Here is a 20,792-nt window from a genome sequence, read left to right as displayed (position 1 = left end):
TTGCAGATAAATGTGATTGGACTGAACCATTAGCGGCGTAGACCTAACCGTGCAATAAGATTTTGATAGCGTTGCTCATCTTTCTTTTTAACATAATCAAGAAGGCGACGACGTTGTCCGACCATAATCAACAAGCCACGACGTGAATGGAAATCCTTCTTATGATCAGACATATGACCTGTAAGATTGCGAATCCGCTCTGTTAGAATGGCAACTTGGACTTCAGGAGAACCCGTGTCATTTGCTTTAACACCAAATTCTTTAATGAGCTCTTGCTTGCGCTCTGCTGTAATCGACATCTTTATCTTCCTTATTTTATAAATTGAAAACCCTTGTCGGCTGAAGCTGCTGGCCATCGGCCTCACATAAAGCAACTTCGCTATCATCACAAAGAGCCATAACTTTTCCGTAATATCCCGAATAGGTTATTGATCGCCCTTGCTGCAGATAGGCCTTTTGCTGCGCCGATACAGGAACCGCCGGGATGTCGTCCAGTACGGCCCTAATTGGCAGCAGATAACTCAGTTCAGCTTCTTGCTGAACGTTACTTCTCAAAGTATCGAGATTTATTGTATCTTGCAATGAAAATTTTCCAACCCGGGTCCGTCGCAGTTGACTGAGATATCCCAGGGTTCCCACGGCACGGGCTAAATCTTGTCCCAGCGAGCGCACGTAAGTGCCCGGCCCACAGGCAACCCGCAACTGTGCTGACTCTGGGGAAAAATGTAACAACTCTAAAGCATTAATTATCACCTGACGGACGGGAATTTTAGGAATGTCACCGCGACGCGCCAACTCATACGCCCGTTCCCCTGCGATACGCAAGGCTGAATAAATGGGAGGAGTTTGAGAGATCTTGCCCATGAACATGGGTAGTACTGACTGTAGTTGTTCGGCAGTCGGGCGCTCGCTAGAGGTAGCCACAATGGTGCCGTCGCGATCGCCCGAGTCCCGCTCTTCACCAAAGGTGAGCTCAAATTCATATTCTTTTTGGTCCGCCACCATATACGGCATAACCTTGGTCGCCTCCCCCAAAGCTAACGGCAAGACTCCGGTTGCAAAAGGATCTAAGGTGCCGGCATGCCCTAGCTTCTTTTGTTTCAGTACGCGCTTAATAATACTACCCGCTCGGGTTGACGTCATCCCTTCGGGCTTATCCAGTATAATCCATCCGTGTACCATTAAAATCTTCCCGTTCTTGCTTCATTGTAAAGGCTTGCTGAGAAGATCAATCCTTGTCCCATCAACAAGGTTAACAGAGCCGTACCTCCATAAGAAACCAAAGGCAGCGGCACTCCCACCACTGGTAACATCCCCATTACCATCGACATGTTGATAAAGGCATACAGGAAAAAGGTCGAATTAATGCCAATAGCCACCAGGCGGCCGTAATGGAGCCGGCTATTAATGGCCACGCGAAAGCCATAACTGAGAAGCAGTGTAAACAAAAACACCAGACCAAGCCCCCCAATAAAGCCAAACTCTTCACTAAGCATGGTAAAGATAAAGTCTGTCTGTTTCTCAGGGAGAAAGCTTAAATGGCTTTGACTGCCTTTCATAAACCCCTGGCCAAACCAGCCGCCTGACCCTAAAGCAATCTTTGACTGAGTGACGTGGTACCCAGATTTCATTGGATCACTTTCTGGATCTAGAAAAATCAGCACCCGTTTACGTTGATATTCATGCAGCATGCTCCAGAATATGGGAATGGCCGCCAAGGCAGCGCCGCCTGCCAGCAAGAATTTCCAGATTCTAACCCCGGCTGTAAAAAACACCACGGCACCTGACATGATCAGAATCATGGCTGTTCCTAAGTCAGGCTGGCGCATCACCAGAACGGTTGGCATTAAAATCAACCCAATAGGCACAAGTAAGTTTCTAAATTTAAATGTATCTTCAAGAGACGTCAGATGAAAATAGCGGGCAAGTGCTAAAATGAGAGCAATTTTCATTAACTCTGAAGGCTGAAGCTGGATCACATAAAGGTCAATCCAGCGTTGAGCCCCCATTCCGACAAATCCCATAGCTTCGACACCAATTAGTAACAATAAACAGAGGAGATAAATCGGATAAGACATTGACATCCAGAACCGTATGTCAGTGCAGGCGACGGCTAACATAATCCCCATCCCAACCACAAAGCGGATCATCTGCTTATAGGCCCACGGCGAAAAGCTGCCATCAGCAGCTGAGTAAAGCATGGCAAATCCCACCGATGCAATTAAGGTGATGATTAAAATGGGAAACTTATTAAGGGCGCTTAAACGCCCTAAAATTGAATATAATGAAAACATGGTTTGAACTTAACATGAGTTTGAAGGGTAATGAAATAGTCATTTATTATGAGATGATAGTTTTAATGATTGCGCTTAAGTATTTAAGATTATTTTCCAGAATGCATTCATATCTCGAATAAGGCTACGCTATTAATTAGGGGCGCTTAAGCCAATTTTATCAGGAAATACAAAACCTCTAGCGAGCTATTGTAGCTTCTCTTACAAGAGAACCCCGACGTGATGTCGTCAAGAACTCTCTACTTTACTCACTTATTTTGACCTTCTAAAGTTAAGTGAAAGAGCTCTATTAACACAGTACCACTATTGAAATATAGAGAATGCATAAACACATAAGACTTATATATAAAAAAATATTATGAAAGGATACCTACCCATGAAAATTTGCAAGCAGTTACTTCTTTCTCTTCTTATACACAGTTCTGGCCTATACTTCGCCTCGGGTACAGCAATGGATTGGCAGGGAGGACAAGAGGCATATCAACAAGACACTTTAACGCCACCGGCCTTTTTTCTTCTGCTCAGGAAATGTCTATTTACGGCGAAAGTCTTCTTAAGTTCGCTACTACAACAAAGGATATGGAGAAGGTTGCTCAAGTAGCGCAGATTGATCCCCCTATAAAATTTGCACCAATAATTCTGTCAGACTTTGAAGTATACCTATATAGTCGCACCTTTGCTCTTGCTAGCTCTTTAATGGAAATAGCTTCCAGCAGAGAAGCTACGGAGGCGCCGGCAATTTCACAAATTTATTATAAGAAGGTGATCGATTCTATTCATGCTTACTTTCAGAATTTTGAAGGCGTTCGCTCGAAAGTAGAAAGCTGTCATCACCGAATGCTATTTCATCGCGTCGTTTTAAATCAAATGTTAGGCAATGCTTATAATTGCTTAATCAGCATATTAAGCGAGTCTTCTGACCGTATAGCATTACTGAAAATGCCGGTTAACGCTTTTAAGGATAGCTTAATTGCAGTAGAAAGCCTAAGTTTTGTTAATCATGGCCTATTCGCAGAAATCGAATCGGTGATTCCCCATATAAAATTCGGTCTTCTTCGAGCTTATTGTAATCAGGTTCAGCTTTTGCCCCTACTGTTCTCAAAGTCCTCACAGCTACCGCAAGATAAGCTTTTATCTCAAGCCAGAAGCTTACGCAATGAACTTAAAACTAACCCTGAACTCTATTCCCAAGCGCATAAACTAATTGCAATGGCAGAGAAAGACTTATCAGCAAGTAAGAAGTATATTTATAAAGGGGGAAAACGCTTACAAGAACTTAAAGCTGTTAAAGCTGAAGAAGAAATTCTTGATAAATATCGGCTTGCAGATCAGCTTGTTTCCTCATTTCAAACCACTTTTTTAGAAAAACGTCAGCAGCTTCTTGTTGAACTTCAAAAATTAGAAGAAACAAAAATTATCGAAAAAGTAAAGAATATTGAAGAGGCTGTAGCACAGCACTTAAAGATTTCTTCACAGGATAATCTAGAAAAAGTTTATGAGTATTACAGAAAGCTGATTCACAATGATGAAAATGCTCTTCAAGATCTTGAGCGCTATATTATCTCATTTATCAGAGCAGCTGATTTAAAGGGAGCAGAGCACAGAGCAAAAGTCTTGCTGCGTCTTACGAAAGACAACGGCAAGCATCTTTACCTTGCAAAGCTTGTCTATGCAGGAGTAAAAAACTTACAGGGTGAACCGGCACCTTGGTTATCCTTAGAAAAAGAGTTCGAAGCTAAAGTACAGCATATTAAAGATAAGAAGAAAGCAGCCAAGCAACGTGCGCACAAAAAGAAAGTTGAGCTTATCGCTGAAAGCAAAAAGGAGAGCAGCTTACCGGAGACCCAATCAGCCTCAGCCAAGAAAGCTCTTCCCTCACCTGCTTCAAAGTCTGTAAAGGAAGGAAAAGAATCCCAGGTTACAACCTTTGCAGTTGAAGGAACGCCTTCAAAGCAGGAAGCAAAACTGGCAAAGCAGAAGCGGCATGAGGAAGCTGAAATGGCTAGAGCTGAGCAAGAGAGCCACCCTGAAATCTCTGAAAAGGAGCGTAGAGACTCTGCGGAGAAAGAAGCTTCAGTATCAGAGTCTCTCAACAGAGTTGAGGCTCAAGAATTTGAACTTCAGCGGTTGCTTAATTCTTCTGATTTAAAGCTCAGCGAACTTTACTCCCTTACTGGTCTTCCTCTTAAAGTTGACCAAGAAATAGAGCAAGCCACATGGCGGTTTACGCGCGAACAGCTCCAAGCCTACTTCGAGGCTATGGGATGTATTTATAAACCTATAGGTAGCAACCATCGCAAACTTACCTTACCTCCTGCTATCCATGTCATGCGAGGAAATGAGGTTTTGACAATCTTTAATGAGTTTGGTGGCGCGTTGACTCTTCCGACGTGGGAAAAGAAATACGCCCCCCTTTATCTGCGAGAGCAAATTTTAGCAGCACGAAAAAAATTGCACGCTCTTGGAATTAGGGCCCGAATGACTGGCGGCCAGGCGTCATAAGCGAGCTCGGTTAGCCTGCTCATACTTTAACAGCCAGTCCTCTATGGGAGAACTGGCTTTTCTATTAGACCATTGGCCCAGGAAGATTAACAAAGACTGTTCTGGATCGCTATGCGAGATTGCAAGAATTATGAGTTAATGCTGCTATATAATTAGTATATTTCTATATAAGGGACTAAGCCAAACAACCAAAATAATAGCTTAAATAAGCTGCGCTGAATAAAACTGAAAGCATTTCTTATTCGCCCGCGTCAAAAGGCTTTAGCTCCACTTCACCTTGGGACTTGAGGACAATCTGGTCCACCTTTAACTTAGCAAGCTGCAGTTTAGCCTGACAGTGAGTTTTTAAGGCTACCCCTCGTTCATAAGCACTAATGGCCTCTTCTAACGGTAACCGTCCTTCTTCCAAGCGACGCACCAACGCTTCAAGCTCTTGCAGCGCTTGCTCAAAGGATAAATTAACTAAGGTGTCAGACATTATTTAGCTCCATATTCATAAAAACCGCGACCAGATTTGCGCCCTAACCACCCCGCATTAACATAGTTTCGCAGTAGGGGACAGGGACGGTATTTGCTGTCGCTGAAGCCCTCATATAATACCGTCATAATCGCTAGACAGGTATCGAGGCCAATTAGATCAGCTAAAGCTAAGGGTCCCATAGGTTGATTTGTGCCTAATTTCATCGCTGTGTCAATATCTTCAGGGCTCGCAATCCCTTCATAAAGCGTGAAAATGGCCTCATTAATCATTGGCATCAGGATGCGATTAACAATAAACCCCGGGGCATCTTGCGACACCACCATGGTTTTACCCATTTTCTCAATCACCTGCTGGACAACCGTGAAAGTTGCCTCGCTGGTTGTCAAGGAACGGATCACCTCCACCAGCTGCATCACTGGAACGGGATTCATAAAATGCATACCAATAACCCGATCGGGGCGGTTGGTTACCATGGCTAGCTGGGTTAAGGAAATTGATGAAGTATTACTTGCGATAATAGCATTTTCTTTCAGCTTCAAAGAGGCCTCAGATAAAAGCTTTGCCTTTAAGGCTACATTTTCGCTAACAGCCTCAATCAAGAGATCAAAGTCGGCATGAGGAATTGCTTGAGCAAAGCTAAGGCGCGACAAGGTGGCGATCTTATCATCCTCTGTTAAGGATCCTTTACCCACCAGCCGTGCTAAATTTTTAGCAATTGTCGCTTGAGCTGCGGCCTGCTGCTGTTCTGAGATATCGACAACAGTGACGTGATAGCCTGATTGCGCACAGACCTGCGCAATCCCATTTCCCATTTGCCCAGCGCCCAGAACCACAACTTGCTGTACCATTGCCTTATCCTTTCAATGCCTGGGTGAGCTGCGGCACAACTTCAAACAGGTCTCCAACCAAACCAAAATCAGCTATCTGGAAGATTGGCGCATCCTCATCTTTGTTAATAGCAATAATAGTTTTACTATCTTTCATCCCAGCCAAGTGTTGAATGGCTCCTGAGATACCGATGGCAATGTAAAGTTCAGGGGCCACTACCTTTCCAGTTTGTCCAACCTGATAATCATTAGGAACATATCCAGCATCTACAGCGGCTCGGGAAGCACCGATCCCGGCCTTTAGAACGTCTGCTAACTCTTCAATAATTTTGAAGTTTTCCTTACTCGCTAAAGCGCGGCCGCCAGAAACTACGATACGGGCAGAGGTTAATTCCGGCCGATCGGATTTTGAAGCCTCAAGGGTAACAAATTCAGACTTATTATAAGCTTCAGCAAACTCTTGCTCTTGGATTTGAGCTGCTCCACCATCGCTGGCTTTCTCAAAAGCGGTTGGGCGTACAGTGATAACCTTAATGGGATCATGACTTTTTACCGTTATAATGGCATTACCTGCATAAATTGGCCGATCAAAGGTATCCGCAGCATGCACTTTAATCACATCAGAGATTTGCATCACATCCAGCAAGGCTGCAACCCGTGGCAAGAGATTCTTCCCAAAGGTTGAAGCGGGCGCCAAGATATGGCTATAGGATTTCGATATCGTGAGGATTGCTTTACTCATCGGCTCAGCCAGGGCATGCTGTAAAGATTGGCCTTTTATGGAGATCACTTGACTGACACCAGCAATTTTAGCCGCTTGTTCTGCCACTGCTTGCGGCGCATGCCCTAACAGGGCGATATGGATATCGCCACCGATTTGTTGAGCAGCTGTAACGGTATTATAGGTCGCCGCTTTTAGAGTAACCCCATCGTGTTCTGCAACAATTAAAACTGTCATTTACATCACCTTTTTAATTTGATCGATTAATTCTTGAACATTCGCAACCTTTTTGCCGCCTTGGCGTACCGGCGGTTCCATAGTTTTTAAAGTTTCAAGACGGCGCTGAGTTTCAAGACCGATCTCACTGCCATTAATAACGGCTAACGGTTTTGTTTTCGCCTTCATGATATTCGGCAATGCGGCAAAACGTGGAACATTCAATCGCAGATCTGTGGTAATGATCGCCGGTAGAGTCATCCGGTTTTTCTCCAACCCCCCGTCAACTTCACGGGTGACCTGGGCGGTTTCTCCCTCAAGGATTAACTCTGAGATAAAGGTCGCTTGCGGCCAATCTAGTAAGGCCGAGAGCATTTGACCAACTTGGTTACAATCGTCATCAATGGCCTGTTTGCCTAAGATAACCAATTTAGGTGACTCGTCCTGACAGATCTTCTTCAAGATTTTAGCAACTGTTAAGGCTTCGGGTGAATCCTCGGTGTCTACATGTATGGCGCGATCAGCGCCTAAAGCCAAAGCAAAACGTAGCGTTTCTTGGCAAGCTTTGCTACCGATAGAACAGACAACAACTTCTGAAGCAATGCCTTTTTCCTTTAACCGGACAGCTTCTTCCACCGCAATCTCATCAAAGGGATTGATGGACATTTTAACATTATTAAGATCAACCCCTGACCCATCAGCTTTAACACGAATTTTAACATTATAGTCAACAACGCGCTTAACGGCGACCAGAACTTTCATAAATTCCCCTCCTTAATCAATTGCTTAACGGTTGGCACCGGGTACCCACAAAATGTCTTGGCGGCCTTGATCGTTGGCATGGCGTGCTAAGACAAAAAGCAGATCCGACAATCGATTGATATACTTTACTATTTCTAAATTTATCTGACTTTCCTGACTTAAGGCAACAAGAACTCTTTCAGCCCGACGCACAATCGTCCGGGCCAAATGCAAGGAAGCCGCCAATTGCGTGCCTCCTGGCAGGATAAAAGAAGTTAAAGGATTTAACGATTCATTAAAGAGATCGATCTGCGATTCCAGCCATTCCACTTGACCCGCAATAAGACGTAATCCGCCTGCGTTAAGGTCTGGCATGCACAGATCTGCGCCGAGATCAAACAAGTCATTTTGAATGCGGTATAATAGCGCAGCGACCTCCCCCGAGGCATGCAAAACCGCTAAGCCCAGGCTAGCATTGGCTTCATCCACTGTGCCAATTGCTTCAATACGGAGCTCAGTTTTATGAACTCGACTCCCATCACCTAGAGAGGTTTTACCTTTATCCCCACCCCGCGTGTAAATCCGCGTCAACTGTACCATGGCTGTTGCTCCTTGCATTGCCCTTACTGAGATCGGGCAAAGAATTAGTTGTTATGGTTAAGAGAGTAAATCGACGCTGTATTTTATGCAAACTTTCTTCATCCGATTGACGATTTTAAAAAGCGTTCAACGCACTCTTCAGCTTGAGGATCATATAAAAAGACATCCGTATGACTGCCTCCTGGAATTTTAACAAATAACTCAGAGTTAACCCTGCTTTTTTTGCCGTAACGAGCTCGATAGAGTTGGCGTGCCCGCCGTTCACCGCCCATCAAATCATCATTCTCTCCAAATAAAACCATAACAGGACGCGTGATTTCTTTTAAATTTTCAATATTGTTGAATGAATTAGGCCGACCTTCACCATGGTTCGCAAATGTCCCTAGATTGTCAAGCTTAGGCATTGGTTCCTGATATTTAAGGTTGGCTCGCGCTAACGCTCGACCAAGAATCTCAGGGAAATAGGAACCGAGGATGTTCTGAGGCATATCGCCGATTGAGGTAAACGTATTCTGTAAAATTACAGGAACATGAAAATATCGGCCCGCATAGGTGGCATACGCACCCCCGAGCGAAAACCCATAGACTACCACCTCCTCAAAGGGGATCTGTTTCTGCTCTCTCAAGAAACGGAAAGCAGCTTCGACAAATAAGGCTGAGGCGACAGGCAGATTCTCACTTGAACCGCCGCTTCCAGGATAGCCTTGGATTGTGAAAGCTAAAGCATTAAATCCTTGACAATTAAACCATTTCGCCCACGGCTGATAATGATCAGCGTTCATGCCGTTGCCATGAAACATAATGACTGCACCTTTGCTAGCCTTTGAGGCTGAGCTTGGTAGCCAGTTACCCGTTATCGTCACGCCATCAAGAGTTTCTATGGTAACCTGCTCACTGCCTCTGCCCCAGCCTCGTGGGACGTAATCCTGAGTTTGTTGATTTAGAGGGGTTGCTGCACGCGTCACTATTTTTCCGCATCCCAGGGTATGAAAGGAAAACGCAGTGGTAGCTTCTGCATAATCGACGCTAGTAGCGACCGACGTCCGGAACAAGGATTTTAATAAATCTAAGCTTGCGGTTGGTGTGCAGTCTTGATCGGCGCTAATGGCCAAAGTTTTTAATAGGGTTAAACTTAAAATCGCTGTCTTCTTGAGCATGAACTTTCCCTTTCACTTTACGCTTTATTCTTAATTGTTAGCATTCAGCTTCCAGTAGTTCAAATATTATTAAAATTTTACTTAAATAGTTTTGTGCAGGCGCCCTTGCCTTTATTTAAATCTCTGTCATTTAAGGAATAAGGCGACCTTTCAAACCATCTGAAGGGATTTAAAAGAGAAGATAATCAGGCCTTCTACCTGGGCTTAGCGGCCCGCCCATAGGATAAGGGCAAAGATTAAAAGTGCGACCCCTTGTAAAAGGACACGCCAACGCATTGCCGTGTTAGAATGCTTCTGGCTAAACTCTCCACCCCGCAGCAGAGTATAAAGGCCAAAGCCGAGGACACCAACGATCGCAATTAAAGTTATAATTAATAAAGTTGTCAGGATATTATTCATAATTTAACTTTAGCAGTTTTTAAAGCTTTGGCAGCACGTCATTTTGTCGCGGCAAAATTACAAAAGCTCACCGACGGACAAAGTCGATAATGACTCTAATTAATAACGGATCTGAGTAAAATTATAAGCTTAACCCGGCCCCATTGCGTAAAATATTGTCCGCTGCTTCAGTGTAACGCCCATCCGGGTGATGAAGAGTTAATCCTTGGGACAGAACTGTGGGCCCATGGGTCGATTTACGCCCCCGGATCAAGACACGCTTAGCCGGTTTACCTTGTCCCGGCCATAAAGGAAAAATCGTTATATCTCCGAGTTTGCCATGAAAATAAGACAGAATCTCTTGAATGCGATCAGCCCGATGAACAAAAGTGATGGTTCCTTTAGGCCGAGCCATCAATAAGGCAAACCGAGCCCACTGTTCTAAGCTGACATGCCCTTCGGTGTGGGAAACTTGCTTATGAGAGGTGGGACTGGGATTAGCCCGATACTCTTCCAAATAGGGAGGGTTAGCCATAACATGACTAAAGGTTCCCCCTGCCAAACGGGGGGCGGTTGCAAAAGATCACCCATCAACACCTCAACTCTGCCACGCATATTATTGAGGGCAATATTCTCCATAGCCAATCTAACATTAGAGCGTTGAAGTTCTAATCCGACAATTTTACACCCTGGCACCCGGTAAGCCAAACACAAAGACGCAGCCCCCACCCCCGCACCAATGTCTAATACGCTCTCATTTTCTTGGACATCAATACTGGCAGCCAGAAAGATAGGATCAATAGCTACCCGGTATCCTTGAGCTGGCTGACGAATCAGAACGCGACCACCTAACAGGTAGTCCTCTGTGATTTCTAAATTTTTTACTAAGTTTGATTGCATTTTATGCTTTGTATTAGTGGCCAGAGGCGTTACAACTATAGTTAATCAATATTTACATGTGATTCCCTCGAACATCAATGGCTTTAGCAGCAATTTGCGAAAAATCTTTATCAGCCTTCGATCATCTATCAGCTCTGGTGGCCGATTCCATGCATCAGGTTGACTGTTTGATCGATGAAAATCTTAAAAGCGACATCCCGCTTATTGAACAGATTGCTAAACATATTATCTATGCCGGCGGCAAACGCTTACGCCCAGCCTTAGTTATTCTGGCCTCCCATATCCACGGCACTGTTTCTGCTCAAACAATTGCCTTGGCGGCGGCAATTGAGTTTATCCACACGGCGACCCTGCTGCATGATGATGTGATCGATGAATCAGATTTGCGACGAGGTAACCAGAGTGCTCATAAAATTTGGGGAAATACGACAGCGATCTTAGTCGGCGATTTCTTATTTGCCAAAGCTTTTGAACTGATGGTGCAAACGAATAGCTTGCGCGTCTTGCAGATCCTTTCAAAAACTTCTGCGATTATCTCGGCCGGAGAAGTGCGTCAGCTTATGGAAACCCACAGCTTTGATCTTTCTTTAGAAACTTCTTTACAGATTATGGGTGCTAAAACCGCAGAATTGTTTGGGGCCGCTTGCCAGACCGGCGCCTTAGTGGCCGGAGCCACAGAAAAAGAGGCAGGAGAGTTGTACCTTTATGGCTATAACCTCGGCTTAATTTTCCAGATTACCGATGATGTTCTAGACTATCAAGCCCAAGACGATAGCCGTGGCAAAATTCCAGGCGATGATTTCCGAGAAGGGAAAATCACACTTCCGATTATTTTCGCTTATCAAAATGCCACCGAGCAGGAAAAGGCCTTTCTTGAAAAAACAATGATCTCCCTCGAGCAAGCCCCTGACGATTTAGAACGGGCGCGTGATCTCATCATCAATCATGGCGGCTTTGAAAAAAGCCTAGCATTAGCAGCGAATCTTTGTGAGCAAGCCCAGTCCTGCATCCATCAAAGTCATCAATTTAAACCGTTACTCACCGGTCTTGTGCAAGAATGTCTTAGCCGCACTAAGTAGCTCGGCCGTTACCCCAGATTGGTATCAGTTATATAACGGCTGCAAGAGGGAACCTCTACCTTATACTGAGGTAAGTGAATCCGCCTGTTTACTGCGTCGAATTCTGAAAAATAGCAGCAGTGAGGCCAGAGAGGTAAAGGCTAATCCCCCCATAAAACATCCAGTTGACCCCATCACATCCGCCAGATGTCCAGCCAACGTATTTCCAATCAGCACAGCGATACCTGAAGAAAAATAATAGATAGCAAAGGCAGTCCCTCTCAACTCTGCTGGTGTTGATTCGGCCACCAATGTTGAAAGTACTCCTTGGGTCATTCCCATATGTAAGCCCGTGAACATGGCCGCCACCGCCACCCCAACCACAGAATCTGACAAAAGGAATACAATATTAGCCACCCCGAGCACCAAAATACCTTTTAAGAGCAAAGCATGCAGATTATTGCGATTAGCCATACGGCCAATGGGATAAACCACCCCTGCATGCACCAACTCCATACCGACAAGAAACAGAGGAAGATAATGGATAGGCCAGCCCACATCCTTGGCACGAATACTGACAAAAGCCTCAGAGAAACGTGCCAACATAAGGATAAAAGCCACACTTAATAAAGACCAAAAAGAAGCCGGCAGGTACTTGATATCCCCAAATCGCCAGCCGACGTGATCTTTTTTGATCTCTTCGCGAATGGGCGGTTGCTTAACTAAAGTCAGGAGTATGAGCAGAGCAATCACTGCCGGAATTGCTGACAATGTAAAAATAAGACGGTAATTATGATCAGTTAAATAAACTAAAGCGGTAGCAATCATCGAGCCCACCATGGCCCCTGAAGTATAAAGAGCTTGGCGTAACCCATAGCTTTGGCCCCGGTGCAGATCTTGAGAAATATCAGCAATGAGGGCATCGGTCGGTGACGATCGGATCCCCTTTGACAAACGATCAATTGAGCGCGCCGTAAAAATCCAGGCAACACTCGTGGCAGCAGCAAAAATGAGCTTCACCAACACAGTCATCACTGTCCCCAGAGCAATCAACGGCTTGCGGGTGCGGAAAATGTCACTAGTTACTCCCGAAAAGACCTTTGAAAAGAAAGCCAAAGAGATGGCCACCCCTTCAATAATTCCGAGTTTTGCGCGCGACGCGCCTAAGACCTCAGTAATGAAGATGGGCAAGAGTGAGAAAACCATTAAGGACGAGGTACTCCAGAAGAAGCTCATCCAGGAGACCCCCCACAAACTTAATTTAGCCTGTTTTTGATCGAGGGGGCTAGACTCAAATAAAGAAAAGAAACTCATCCGGTCTTCTCAGCTATTTAGCAAGTGTAGTTGATCATAACAAAGAACGGCAGCACTATAAACTGAAAACATTAACCTCTTTGTCAAAGGAGTGCGGGAAAAGGCATGCTGATGGACTCGCCTTGGTTAATACCGCCGGTTAATTAGGCTTGCGAATAAGAGTATATTTATACTGTGACGCTGCTGCATATAAGTGATTTTGAGTACAGCAGGATAACACTAAGTTGAGCTAATGCAGAACTGCCCCTAAAGCGCGTAGGAGCTATTTATTTCATCGCTGTAACACTTCGTAATAAACCAATCCTTTATAAGAAGGCTAATGTTGTTCTAATATTATAATTGAAAATTCATGGATGGATTATATTACATGCTTGGAACAGTTTCGACAACTATTGATTCCGCTTGGCCTCAAGCTCTTAAGGGGACGAGTGCGACTAAATATTATCAGCAGACAGTCGCTAAAACCATTCGCTGTATCGGTGTCGGCGTTCACTCAGGGCACCCTGTGTCGCTTACCATCAAACCAGGCGCCATTAATACTGGCTACGTTTTCATTCGCACTGATTTAAAGCAGAACAATCGCGTTGAAGCCCTATGGAATAACGTAACTGACACTAGCATGTGCACAAAAATTACCAACAGCCATGGGGTCAGTGTTTCAACAATTGAGCATGTTATCGCGGCACTGGCGGGGCTACATATCCATAATGCCGTTATTGAGGTCAATGGTCCCGAAGTGCCTATTATGGACGGCAGTTCCGCTGACTTTGTTACGCTGATTCAAGCCGCAGGCATTAAACGGCAAAACGCTCCCATAAAAGTCCTTCGCGTCCTGAAACCCATTCAGGTTTCCCATGGCAAAGGAACAGCGTTTCTTCTTCCGGCCAACACCCGTCGTTATAGCATGGAGTTCAATTTCTCTGGCCGCATTTCCCAGACGAGCTATTTAACCTATTACCCAGATAGTGATGACTTTGCTGAATGCCTCGCAGATTCACGAACTTTTGGGTTCTTTGAGGATGCGCAAAAACTGCGTGCAGCTGGTCTGGCTAAAGGTGCCTCACTGCAAAATACCATCGTTATTGGCGAAACTGGCGTCATGAATGAAGGTGGTCTGCGCCATGATGATGAATTTGTTCGCCATAAAGTCTTAGATGCCATTGGGGATTTGGCGTTGGCTGGAGCAACATTATTGGCCCACTTTGATGGCGTTAATTCAGGCCATGGCCTTAACAATCAACTTTTGCGAGCCCTGTTTGCTGACCCGACCGCTTGGCAAATGGTTGACATGGCTACAGTGTCTGATACCGATTGGGCTGTTGCTTAATTGCTTGCTAAGACTGACTTCGCTAGAAGTGATATAGATGCCTCTATTTTCTAGACAATAAAACAATCTAATTACAATTTAAAATTGGTATGAGTTGGGTCCCTACAGGTGTATGGCGAGCTCTTCTTTGTCCCTTTCTAGAACTTTATATCTCGACCGCTATGAAAGTTAATATCCAATAAGTAATTTTCTCCCCTAATCACTAATCATTCATATTCTTGGCGCTGCCTTGGGGGACAGCTCTCTCTGCTAATAAACGCAAGCATACTTCCAAAGAATAACGCACTCTCGAAAAGGATAAGAGCTCCCAGAAAACGTTATATTCTTAAAACAAGTCACCTCGGGGGACAACAGCGCGCCAAGAAGCATTGTTTGCTCTCTCGTTAATATGATCCTTTCCTTGGATGACCATGACTGTGCCACTGGCGGTCATGGCGGTCACCATCGTTAAAGTGCAATTTGTCGGTAACAATTTCCTCTGATTAAAATAGTCCTCAAGGGATTCCATCCCTTTTGCCCTCGTCCACCGGAAAGCTACGAGTCGGCCTTCAGGAGTACCAATGCTTGACTGACCGCCAATTACGGTACCATCATGGTTGACGGCCTGGGCTGTACTGCGAGCTCTACTATCTGTTCCACCAGTTAAGGTGCCTAAAGACACCATCCCTTCGGGGGCGGTCCAGCGGAAAGCTCGGTCAGCATTTTCCTGCGCACCATCCTGGGACTCGCCAACAATAACTGAGCCATCAGCACTGATAGCCCACGCACAGCTCCTTTCTCCGGCATTTAAGGTCCCTAAGGAGCTTGCTTCCCCCTCTGTATCCCAGCAGCAAGCTATCTTTCTATTTTTATGATTATTATAGCCTGACTGCCCCACAAGAATTGAGCCATCAGCGTTAGTAGCAAACGCATTACATTCTTTGCCCCCCTCTAAAGTACTTAAAGAAACCATCCCTGTTTCTGCTTTCCACTGAAAAGCTCTGAATTTGTTTCGCTGCGCTCCATCGGGGGAGTAACCAACAACAACCGTGCCGTCAGCACTGAGTGCGCGGGCAAAAGCATATCCCTCCTTGCTGCCATTTAAGGCACCTAAAGAAACCATCCCAGTTGCTGCCGTCCAACGGAAAGCTTTCATCTTATTCTCTTCGGCTCCATCAAGGGCATAGCCTACCACTACTGAGCCATCAGCGGTGGTAGCATAGGCCACACTCGAGTAGCCATTATTTAAGGTCCCTAAGGAGATCGGTCCCGCTTCTGGCGTCCAGCGGAAAGCTCTATAATTATCATGATAAGCACGATCACTGGTCCGACCCACGATGACTGAACCATCAACGTTTATTCCAAAGGCTAAAACTTCCCGGGTTTCATCTGAACTCCTTAAGGGGAGAAGAGAAGGTGTACAATGCTCTTTGATAAGCGCCTTATAGTCCTGAGTGTGCACAGATCGGGACGGGCTCAGAAGATGAGCTCTTTCAGCATATATTTTCCAAAGCCCATTATCCTCCATCAACTCATGCCATCTTCTATTAGTGCTACTGGCGGGATGGATATCCCTTAAGTTAAGATAAGAAAAAATATGCAGTAGCATTTCATCCGGAAGGATGTGCGTCGGACAAGATTCTTGACTGCATAGCTGCGTACTTGCTCGAGCCTCCGGCGATTCCTCCGCCATAGCCGATAAGCTTGCCATCGGCAAAGCCACCATGCCAGCAGAAGCTAGCGTTTTAATAAAGCAAGACAGTTTGTTAAGTTTAAAGTTTTTATAGGATTCAATAGACTTTATTTTGCTCCTTTAACCGACACATTTATAACTGTGATATCAATAATCTCTTAATAGGGACGTGTAGCTAAGGATATGATTTATTCTCCGTACGGCATATCCCTTCTCTGACCTTTCATCCTTTAAAAGCCGCCACATTTTCCCCTGTTCCGGACTTATTCGTCTGCAGCTTCTAACTCGGGTTCTTGCTTTAAATAAGCCAGATAGGCTGCCAATAGTTCTGGTTTATTATCCAAGTGGATCGATCGAGAAGCCTTAGTCGGAAACAGTTCATTAAATCGCTTCTGCAGGGAGGCAACATAATTGAGCTTATTAATCCCAATCTGGCATTCAAGGGGTTGCAGAATAATGTCTAAAGTATCCTTGTAAGCCATATGACAATTTCGCACTTGCTGGGCCACCATACTGTCATCCGTATCAGAGAAAGGATTTTCTATACTTAGATTTATTTTAGGAACTTCAACCGCCCCTCCGCGCCACCAATCAGGCTCTATTCCCCAATATTTCCCCCGCTCTTTATGGCGGCTGAAACTTCGGCCCCAACGGTCACCAATTCCCCCCTCACAGGTATAACGGTATTTTTGATGTAGGGCTGCCAGAAGATTCTTTTTCCATACCAGGACTGTATCACAAGCTTTCCTAACATCCTCTTGCCAAGCCGCATCAAGTTGTTTGGCCTTAATCTCGCCAATAGCCCGCGCACTACAGGGTTGGTCCAAAGTGCTTTTCAGACGGTCCATGGTTTCATCTAACTGCTTCTTAGTATATTCAATAAAATCAAGCGTTGTTATGGCTAACTCGTACTTTTGCACATGCTTTAAGGCAGCTTGGGCCAACTCTCGAGAAAATTCATTCCTAAAGTCAGCTGCAATATTATATTCCATCTTCTGGTTAAAGCTATCTGCAAGCTTGTTGATTTCATCGAGCGCGTTCTCCGTAATCCGCCGTAATTTATCGCGGCCGATGCCACAAGCGGCCTCATTAAACTCATTCTCATAAGTTTTAGGACATTCATTCAACCATTTCCTCATCGAACCCATGGCTTCAGCAAGGTATCCTGTGGTATTGACCACGGCAGCAACTTGGTCGAGTGCTTTACCCTCCTGAAAGAGAAAAAATAGGGCAGTTATGCTAAACAATCCCTGCTGATATAATCTGTATGAGAGGATAGATAATTGCCTTGTTGATTTTTTCTTTGAATAATCCACTTGCTTACTCCCTACTTGGGTGGGGCAGGTCTTGCCTACCCGCATTTCATTATTGAGTTGCAGTCAACGCTCCTAAAGCAATCATTGCAACCGTGGCTGCGCCCACTTTGACAATATTGGATGGCCGAGTTATATGGGAAATCAGATTCCTTGGCTTACTGGATTCTGCTTTTTCTGCTGAATGGCTAGATGCCATCTCAATATCCTCACTTACCTCTGTTTCACATCCAAAGGCTGTGGAAGCTAAGGCCGAAAATGGATACCAGCTTCCTTCTTCGGGAGTTAGAAACTCTGCTACGCAAGTCGTATCTAACTCTTTTGCCAAGAACTCTAATTCACAGTCATCTTGATAAGCTTGCTCCTTATTTTCGACCGTTATTTTTTTTTGCTGCCCTGAGGCTTGCTTCTGCGGAGACGGCTTATTAAGCGGCACCTGCGGGAGAGCTTTGGGTGCTACTGCTGAAGTAGATTGAGCCTTTGCAGAGATTGCGGAAGCGGCCACGGTGCTGTTGGCTGCAGCAGAGGTCGGCGCTGGCTGGGTTGCAGCAGTTTGTTGCAGCCGAGACCCTCCTTTAATAGCGACAGGCGCAGCTTTAGCAACTGAAGTGGCAGCCGGAGAGGAAGGAGACACAAATACTTCAACCTTTCCCTCTGGAGCGCTGTCAGTCTCGCTTAGACTTTTTTTTCCGCAAATTTCTCGGCGAACTCTGTCGTAAGCTGAGATTCGGCCTTTGTTGGCTCAGTCTTAGAAGCGCTGGTGGCAGAAGCTAAAACTTTAGGCATCACTGTCGACGCTAAGCTATTTTGGGCTTCGAGCTTTTTCTTAGCTTCTTCAATATTATTGAGTCTTTGTTCTCTTTCCTTACGTTCCTTGTCAACTTCAACTTTAAGGACCTTTCTCATGGTTTCTTTAAAGCTTGTGTCATCTAAACTCAGTAAAGTTTTTAATGTTAATCTCTTTTGCTTCTGCAGAGACTTGTCCTCATCAACAACGCGGGAAAATAGGGCACTCAAGACTGCCAATCGCGCTTGGGGATAAAGGTCTGTATATTTTGTGGAGAGCATTTCATCAAAAATGGCAAACTCTGAGCGCATAGAACGATTCCAGTTCCAGCCACGCTTGTAAGTTTTAAAGCCCCAGGAATTACCAAACAGTTCAAAGACCTTCGCAAATTGGGCTTCAAGTTGGCTGAGATCGGCTGCTTTATCGTAATTTAGCTGAGAAATTGCTTCTTCATAATCTCGTGTCAGCTGAGCAATATCTGCCTCAATTTGGGCATTAAAAGTGTTGCGATCTGTTTCGATCTTATGCAGTTCGGCATCTAAGTCGGCGATAATCTTTATCAACGAAGACTGGCGGATTGTATCTTTTTCTTTATTTAAATTGCTTTCTATCTTAGCCTTCTTATTTTTTCTTAAAGTAGCTTCTTTATCAAATTCTAAGTTTCTAGCAGCCCTGTCTTCCTCTTTAGCCTTTTTGGCTTTGTCTAATTCCAATTTACGTTGGTCAGCTTCCTTTTTAATAGTTTCATTGTGCTCACTTTCTTTAGCTCCGTAAAGCGAACGGTAGGCTTCAGATATAATTCCATAATCAGTTAAAGCCCGTACCAACCATGTATTTTCAGCACACTTTTTAGCATCGGCTTCCACTGACTCTGCATCTACCAAGCCATAAATACTATTGAATGCCCCATAGGCTTTATCAGCTACCAGGTCAACAAAAGTAGGCGCGCAAACTGCGTCTTCTTGCAGAGCAGAACTGTCCACAGAGATAGCTGTCTGGCGATGCATAGCGGCAGCTTGCAATTCATTCAGCTTGTCTAGTTGATTGGCCATCCTAATCTTTAAAAGTTCATGCTGATGCCCCAAGTTGTGGGTGGTAGCCGTCTTTAATTTAATTTCACCACTCTCTGTTTTTTCATAAACTGCTAACTCGATGGGTTTGAATCCTAACGTTGCATCACCGGAAATTTGTTGAGCAAGGTTTGTTTCTAAAGTTTTCACAATGCTTGCGACTTGTTCATTCATAAGAATTGTTTCAGATGCTGTAGCATTGCTTGTCATGCCCACACATGATAAAGAGGCCGCAATGAGAACCGCTTTGGACAAACGAGCCGCAGAAATCTTAAGCTGTGTAATTTTCATAGTTATACTCCTCTAATTTCAGTTATGTGCATATAGAATAGGATACAAACCTAAGTCTTAATTATTCATAAAAGGCTAAATCAAACCTTAAAGAAAGTTTAAATAATTTTTTGTAAAATTGTAAGTAAGTTTTTTAAATTTGTATGATTATTTTGTTATCTTATTGATAATTTTAGCAGTAATTTTGTAATTTAATTACATAAAACAAATTATTTTTGGTACAAGCTTCTTCCAGGGCCCCTGAGATTGCTTAGGTTATTATTCTTAAGGTTTCATTATAATGCCCAATAAAACAGGCCTTGCTTTGCTCAATTAAGGCGAGGGGATGAGTACGGCTCCTAAGCCTTATTCTGAGAAGGTTCGAAAAGGGTCGAAGAGCGAGAGAGTGAAGGCTAGCCGCTCTAGCCAGCCTTTTATTAAGGGTCTTAAATTGTTAAGCCACTTTTCTGCCAATCGTCCATAAAGCTTTTCAGGCCAATATCGGTGAGCGAATGGTGATAGAGTTGGCGAAATACTTTAGGGGGAATGGTACATACATCCGCGCCGGCTTTAGCAGCATCTAGGACGTGTTGCGGATGGCGGATTGAGGCAGCCAAGATCTCGGTATCAAAGAGGTAATTGCTGTAGATATGACGAATATCCCGGATAAGCTGCATGCCATCCCAGCCTTGATCATCTAAGCGCCCGACAAAAGGAGAAATATAGCGCGCACCGGCCTTGGCAGCTAGTAAAGCTTGAGGGGCAGAGAAGCATAAAGTAACATTGACCGCAATGTCTTCTTCAGCTAAAGCATGACAAGCCTTTAAGCCCTCGACAGTGAGCGGAACTTTAACGACAACATTTTCATGTAGGGCTGCCAGCTTTTGCCCCTGAGCAATCATCTCTGCTGCCTCCAACGCGGTCACTTCGGCACTCACGGGACCATCGACTATATTACAGATCTGTTGAATGAGATCAACAAATTGAACTCCCTGACTGGCTGCCAGTGAAGGATTGGTGGTGACGCCGTCAATCAAACCAGTATCATAGAGCTGGCGGATCTCCCCCAGATCAGCGGTATCAATAAAAATTTGCATAGTAACCTCCTGTTTAATTTTTACCTCGATTAAGCCACTGCACAGCATTGATGTCAAATAGGAACTT

General features: G+C 44.7%; 21 protein-coding genes. 3 read left to right on the top strand and 18 right to left on the bottom strand.

From position 1 onward, the window contains the following. Positions 1-29: 29 nt before the first annotated feature. Genes rpsO through rodA form a run of 3 tightly spaced genes read right to left on the bottom strand, consistent with a single transcriptional unit; the run spans position 30 to position 2,294 of the window. On the bottom strand, positions 30-299 hold the full coding sequence (rpsO, locus tag HMO_RS0104160; protein ID WP_010299006.1) for a 30S ribosomal protein S15: 270 nt from the start codon (positions 297-299) through the stop codon (positions 30-32). Between the two features lie 16 nt (positions 300-315). Further along, positions 316-1,182: a tRNA pseudouridine(55) synthase TruB gene (gene truB, locus HMO_RS0104155; protein WP_010299004.1), complete on the bottom strand. Its 867-nt coding sequence runs from the start codon at positions 1,180-1,182 to the stop codon at positions 316-318. Then, positions 1,182-2,294: a rod shape-determining protein RodA gene (rodA, locus tag HMO_RS0104150; RefSeq protein WP_010299002.1), complete on the bottom strand. Its 1,113-nt coding sequence runs from the start codon at positions 2,292-2,294 to the stop codon at positions 1,182-1,184. The genes truB and rodA overlap by 1 nt, the downstream gene beginning before the upstream one ends. Positions 2,295-2,822: 528 nt before the next feature. On the opposite strand from rodA, the gene HMO_RS0104140 reads away from it, so the two are divergent. Further along, complete coding sequence (locus HMO_RS0104140; protein ID WP_139016822.1) at positions 2,823-4,796, top strand: hypothetical protein; 1,974 nt, start codon at positions 2,823-2,825, stop codon at positions 4,794-4,796. 238 nt (positions 4,797-5,034) lie between these two features. On the opposite strand, the gene HMO_RS0104135 is transcribed toward HMO_RS0104140, so the two are convergent. The 9 genes from HMO_RS0104135 to HMO_RS16450 all read right to left on the bottom strand — a co-directional run bounded on the left by HMO_RS0104135 (position 5,035) and on the right by HMO_RS16450 (position 10,817). Further along, a complete protein-coding gene (locus tag HMO_RS0104135; RefSeq protein WP_010298992.1) occupies positions 5,035-5,274 on the bottom strand; it encodes an exodeoxyribonuclease VII small subunit in 240 nt (79 codons plus the stop codon). After that, a complete protein-coding gene (locus HMO_RS0104130; RefSeq protein ID WP_010298991.1) occupies positions 5,274-6,125 on the bottom strand; it encodes a 3-hydroxybutyryl-CoA dehydrogenase in 852 nt (283 codons plus the stop codon). Before HMO_RS0104130 ends, HMO_RS0104135 begins: the two co-directional genes overlap by 1 nt. A gap of 4 nt (positions 6,126-6,129) precedes the next feature. Next, positions 6,130-7,062: an electron transfer flavoprotein subunit alpha/FixB family protein gene (locus HMO_RS0104125; RefSeq protein WP_010298988.1), complete on the bottom strand. Its 933-nt coding sequence runs from the start codon at positions 7,060-7,062 to the stop codon at positions 6,130-6,132. Beyond that, positions 7,063-7,803 carry an electron transfer flavoprotein subunit beta/FixA family protein gene (locus HMO_RS0104120; protein ID WP_010298987.1) on the bottom strand — a complete coding sequence of 247 codons (741 nt, stop codon included), beginning with the start codon at positions 7,801-7,803 and terminating at the stop codon, positions 7,063-7,065. It lies immediately after the preceding gene. A gap of 24 nt (positions 7,804-7,827) precedes the next feature. Beyond that, positions 7,828-8,382: a cob(I)yrinic acid a,c-diamide adenosyltransferase gene (locus tag HMO_RS0104115; protein WP_010298985.1), complete on the bottom strand. Its 555-nt coding sequence runs from the start codon at positions 8,380-8,382 to the stop codon at positions 7,828-7,830. A gap of 98 nt (positions 8,383-8,480) precedes the next feature. Beyond that, on the bottom strand, positions 8,481-9,539 hold the full coding sequence (locus HMO_RS0104110; protein ID WP_010298982.1) for an alpha/beta hydrolase: 1,059 nt from the start codon (positions 9,537-9,539) through the stop codon (positions 8,481-8,483). Positions 9,540-9,743: 204 nt separating this feature from the next. Beyond that, positions 9,744-9,938: a twin transmembrane helix small protein gene (locus tag HMO_RS0104105; protein ID WP_010298980.1), complete on the bottom strand. Its 195-nt coding sequence runs from the start codon at positions 9,936-9,938 to the stop codon at positions 9,744-9,746. A 121-nt stretch (positions 9,939-10,059) separates the two neighbouring features. Beyond that, the gene (locus HMO_RS16455; protein ID WP_083821241.1) at positions 10,060-10,332 is read right to left on the bottom strand and encodes a hypothetical protein; all 273 of its coding nucleotides are present in this window, start codon (positions 10,330-10,332) and stop codon (positions 10,060-10,062) included. 26 nt (positions 10,333-10,358) lie between these two features. Beyond that, positions 10,359-10,817 carry a methyltransferase gene (locus tag HMO_RS16450; protein WP_083821240.1) on the bottom strand — a complete coding sequence of 153 codons (459 nt, stop codon included), beginning with the start codon at positions 10,815-10,817 and terminating at the stop codon, positions 10,359-10,361. Between the two features lie 77 nt (positions 10,818-10,894). Between HMO_RS16450 and HMO_RS0104095 the strand changes: the two genes are divergently transcribed. Further along, entirely contained in the window at positions 10,895-11,896 is a 1,002-nt protein-coding gene (locus HMO_RS0104095) for a polyprenyl synthetase family protein (protein WP_010298977.1), read from the top strand. 60 nt (positions 11,897-11,956) lie between these two features. Here HMO_RS0104095 and HMO_RS13720 read toward each other — a convergent pair whose 3' ends face one another. Next, on the bottom strand, positions 11,957-13,189 hold the full coding sequence (locus HMO_RS13720) for an MFS transporter (protein ID WP_010298974.1): 1,233 nt from the start codon (positions 13,187-13,189) through the stop codon (positions 11,957-11,959). 367 nt (positions 13,190-13,556) lie between these two features. Here HMO_RS13720 and lpxC point away from each other — a divergent pair, with 367 nt between their 5' ends. Next, positions 13,557-14,516, top strand: a complete 960-nt coding sequence (gene lpxC, locus HMO_RS13715) for a UDP-3-O-acyl-N-acetylglucosamine deacetylase (RefSeq protein ID WP_010298972.1) — start codon at positions 13,557-13,559, stop codon at positions 14,514-14,516. 325 nt (positions 14,517-14,841) lie between these two features. On the opposite strand, the gene HMO_RS15455 is transcribed toward lpxC, so the two are convergent. The 5 genes from HMO_RS15455 to fsa all read right to left on the bottom strand — a co-directional run bounded on the left by HMO_RS15455 (position 14,842) and on the right by fsa (position 20,725). Next, on the bottom strand, positions 14,842-16,206 hold the full coding sequence (locus tag HMO_RS15455) for an HAF repeat-containing protein (RefSeq protein ID WP_010298970.1): 1,365 nt from the start codon (positions 16,204-16,206) through the stop codon (positions 14,842-14,844). Positions 16,207-16,451: 245 nt separating this feature from the next. After that, positions 16,452-17,549 (bottom strand): hypothetical protein, encoded by a 1,098-nt coding sequence (locus HMO_RS0104075; protein WP_029448389.1) that lies wholly within the window; start codon positions 17,547-17,549, stop codon positions 16,452-16,454. A gap of 4 nt (positions 17,550-17,553) precedes the next feature. Then, on the bottom strand, positions 17,554-18,135 hold the full coding sequence (locus HMO_RS0104070; RefSeq protein ID WP_010298966.1) for a hypothetical protein: 582 nt from the start codon (positions 18,133-18,135) through the stop codon (positions 17,554-17,556). 41 nt (positions 18,136-18,176) lie between these two features. Next, on the bottom strand, positions 18,177-19,649 hold the full coding sequence (locus tag HMO_RS0104065; protein ID WP_010298964.1) for a hypothetical protein: 1,473 nt from the start codon (positions 19,647-19,649) through the stop codon (positions 18,177-18,179). A gap of 425 nt (positions 19,650-20,074) precedes the next feature. Continuing rightward, on the bottom strand, positions 20,075-20,725 hold the full coding sequence (fsa, locus tag HMO_RS0104060; RefSeq protein WP_010298961.1) for a fructose-6-phosphate aldolase: 651 nt from the start codon (positions 20,723-20,725) through the stop codon (positions 20,075-20,077). Between the last annotated feature and the right edge of the window lie 67 nt (positions 20,726-20,792).

The sequence above is a fragment of the Candidatus Odyssella thessalonicensis L13 genome, assembly GCF_000190415.1.
Taxonomy (GTDB): domain Bacteria; phylum Pseudomonadota; class Alphaproteobacteria; order Paracaedibacterales; family Paracaedibacteraceae; genus Paracaedibacter; species Paracaedibacter thessalonicensis.
The sequence above is the reverse complement of the archived record's forward strand: the minus strand, read 5'-3'. Positions and strand labels throughout refer to the sequence as shown.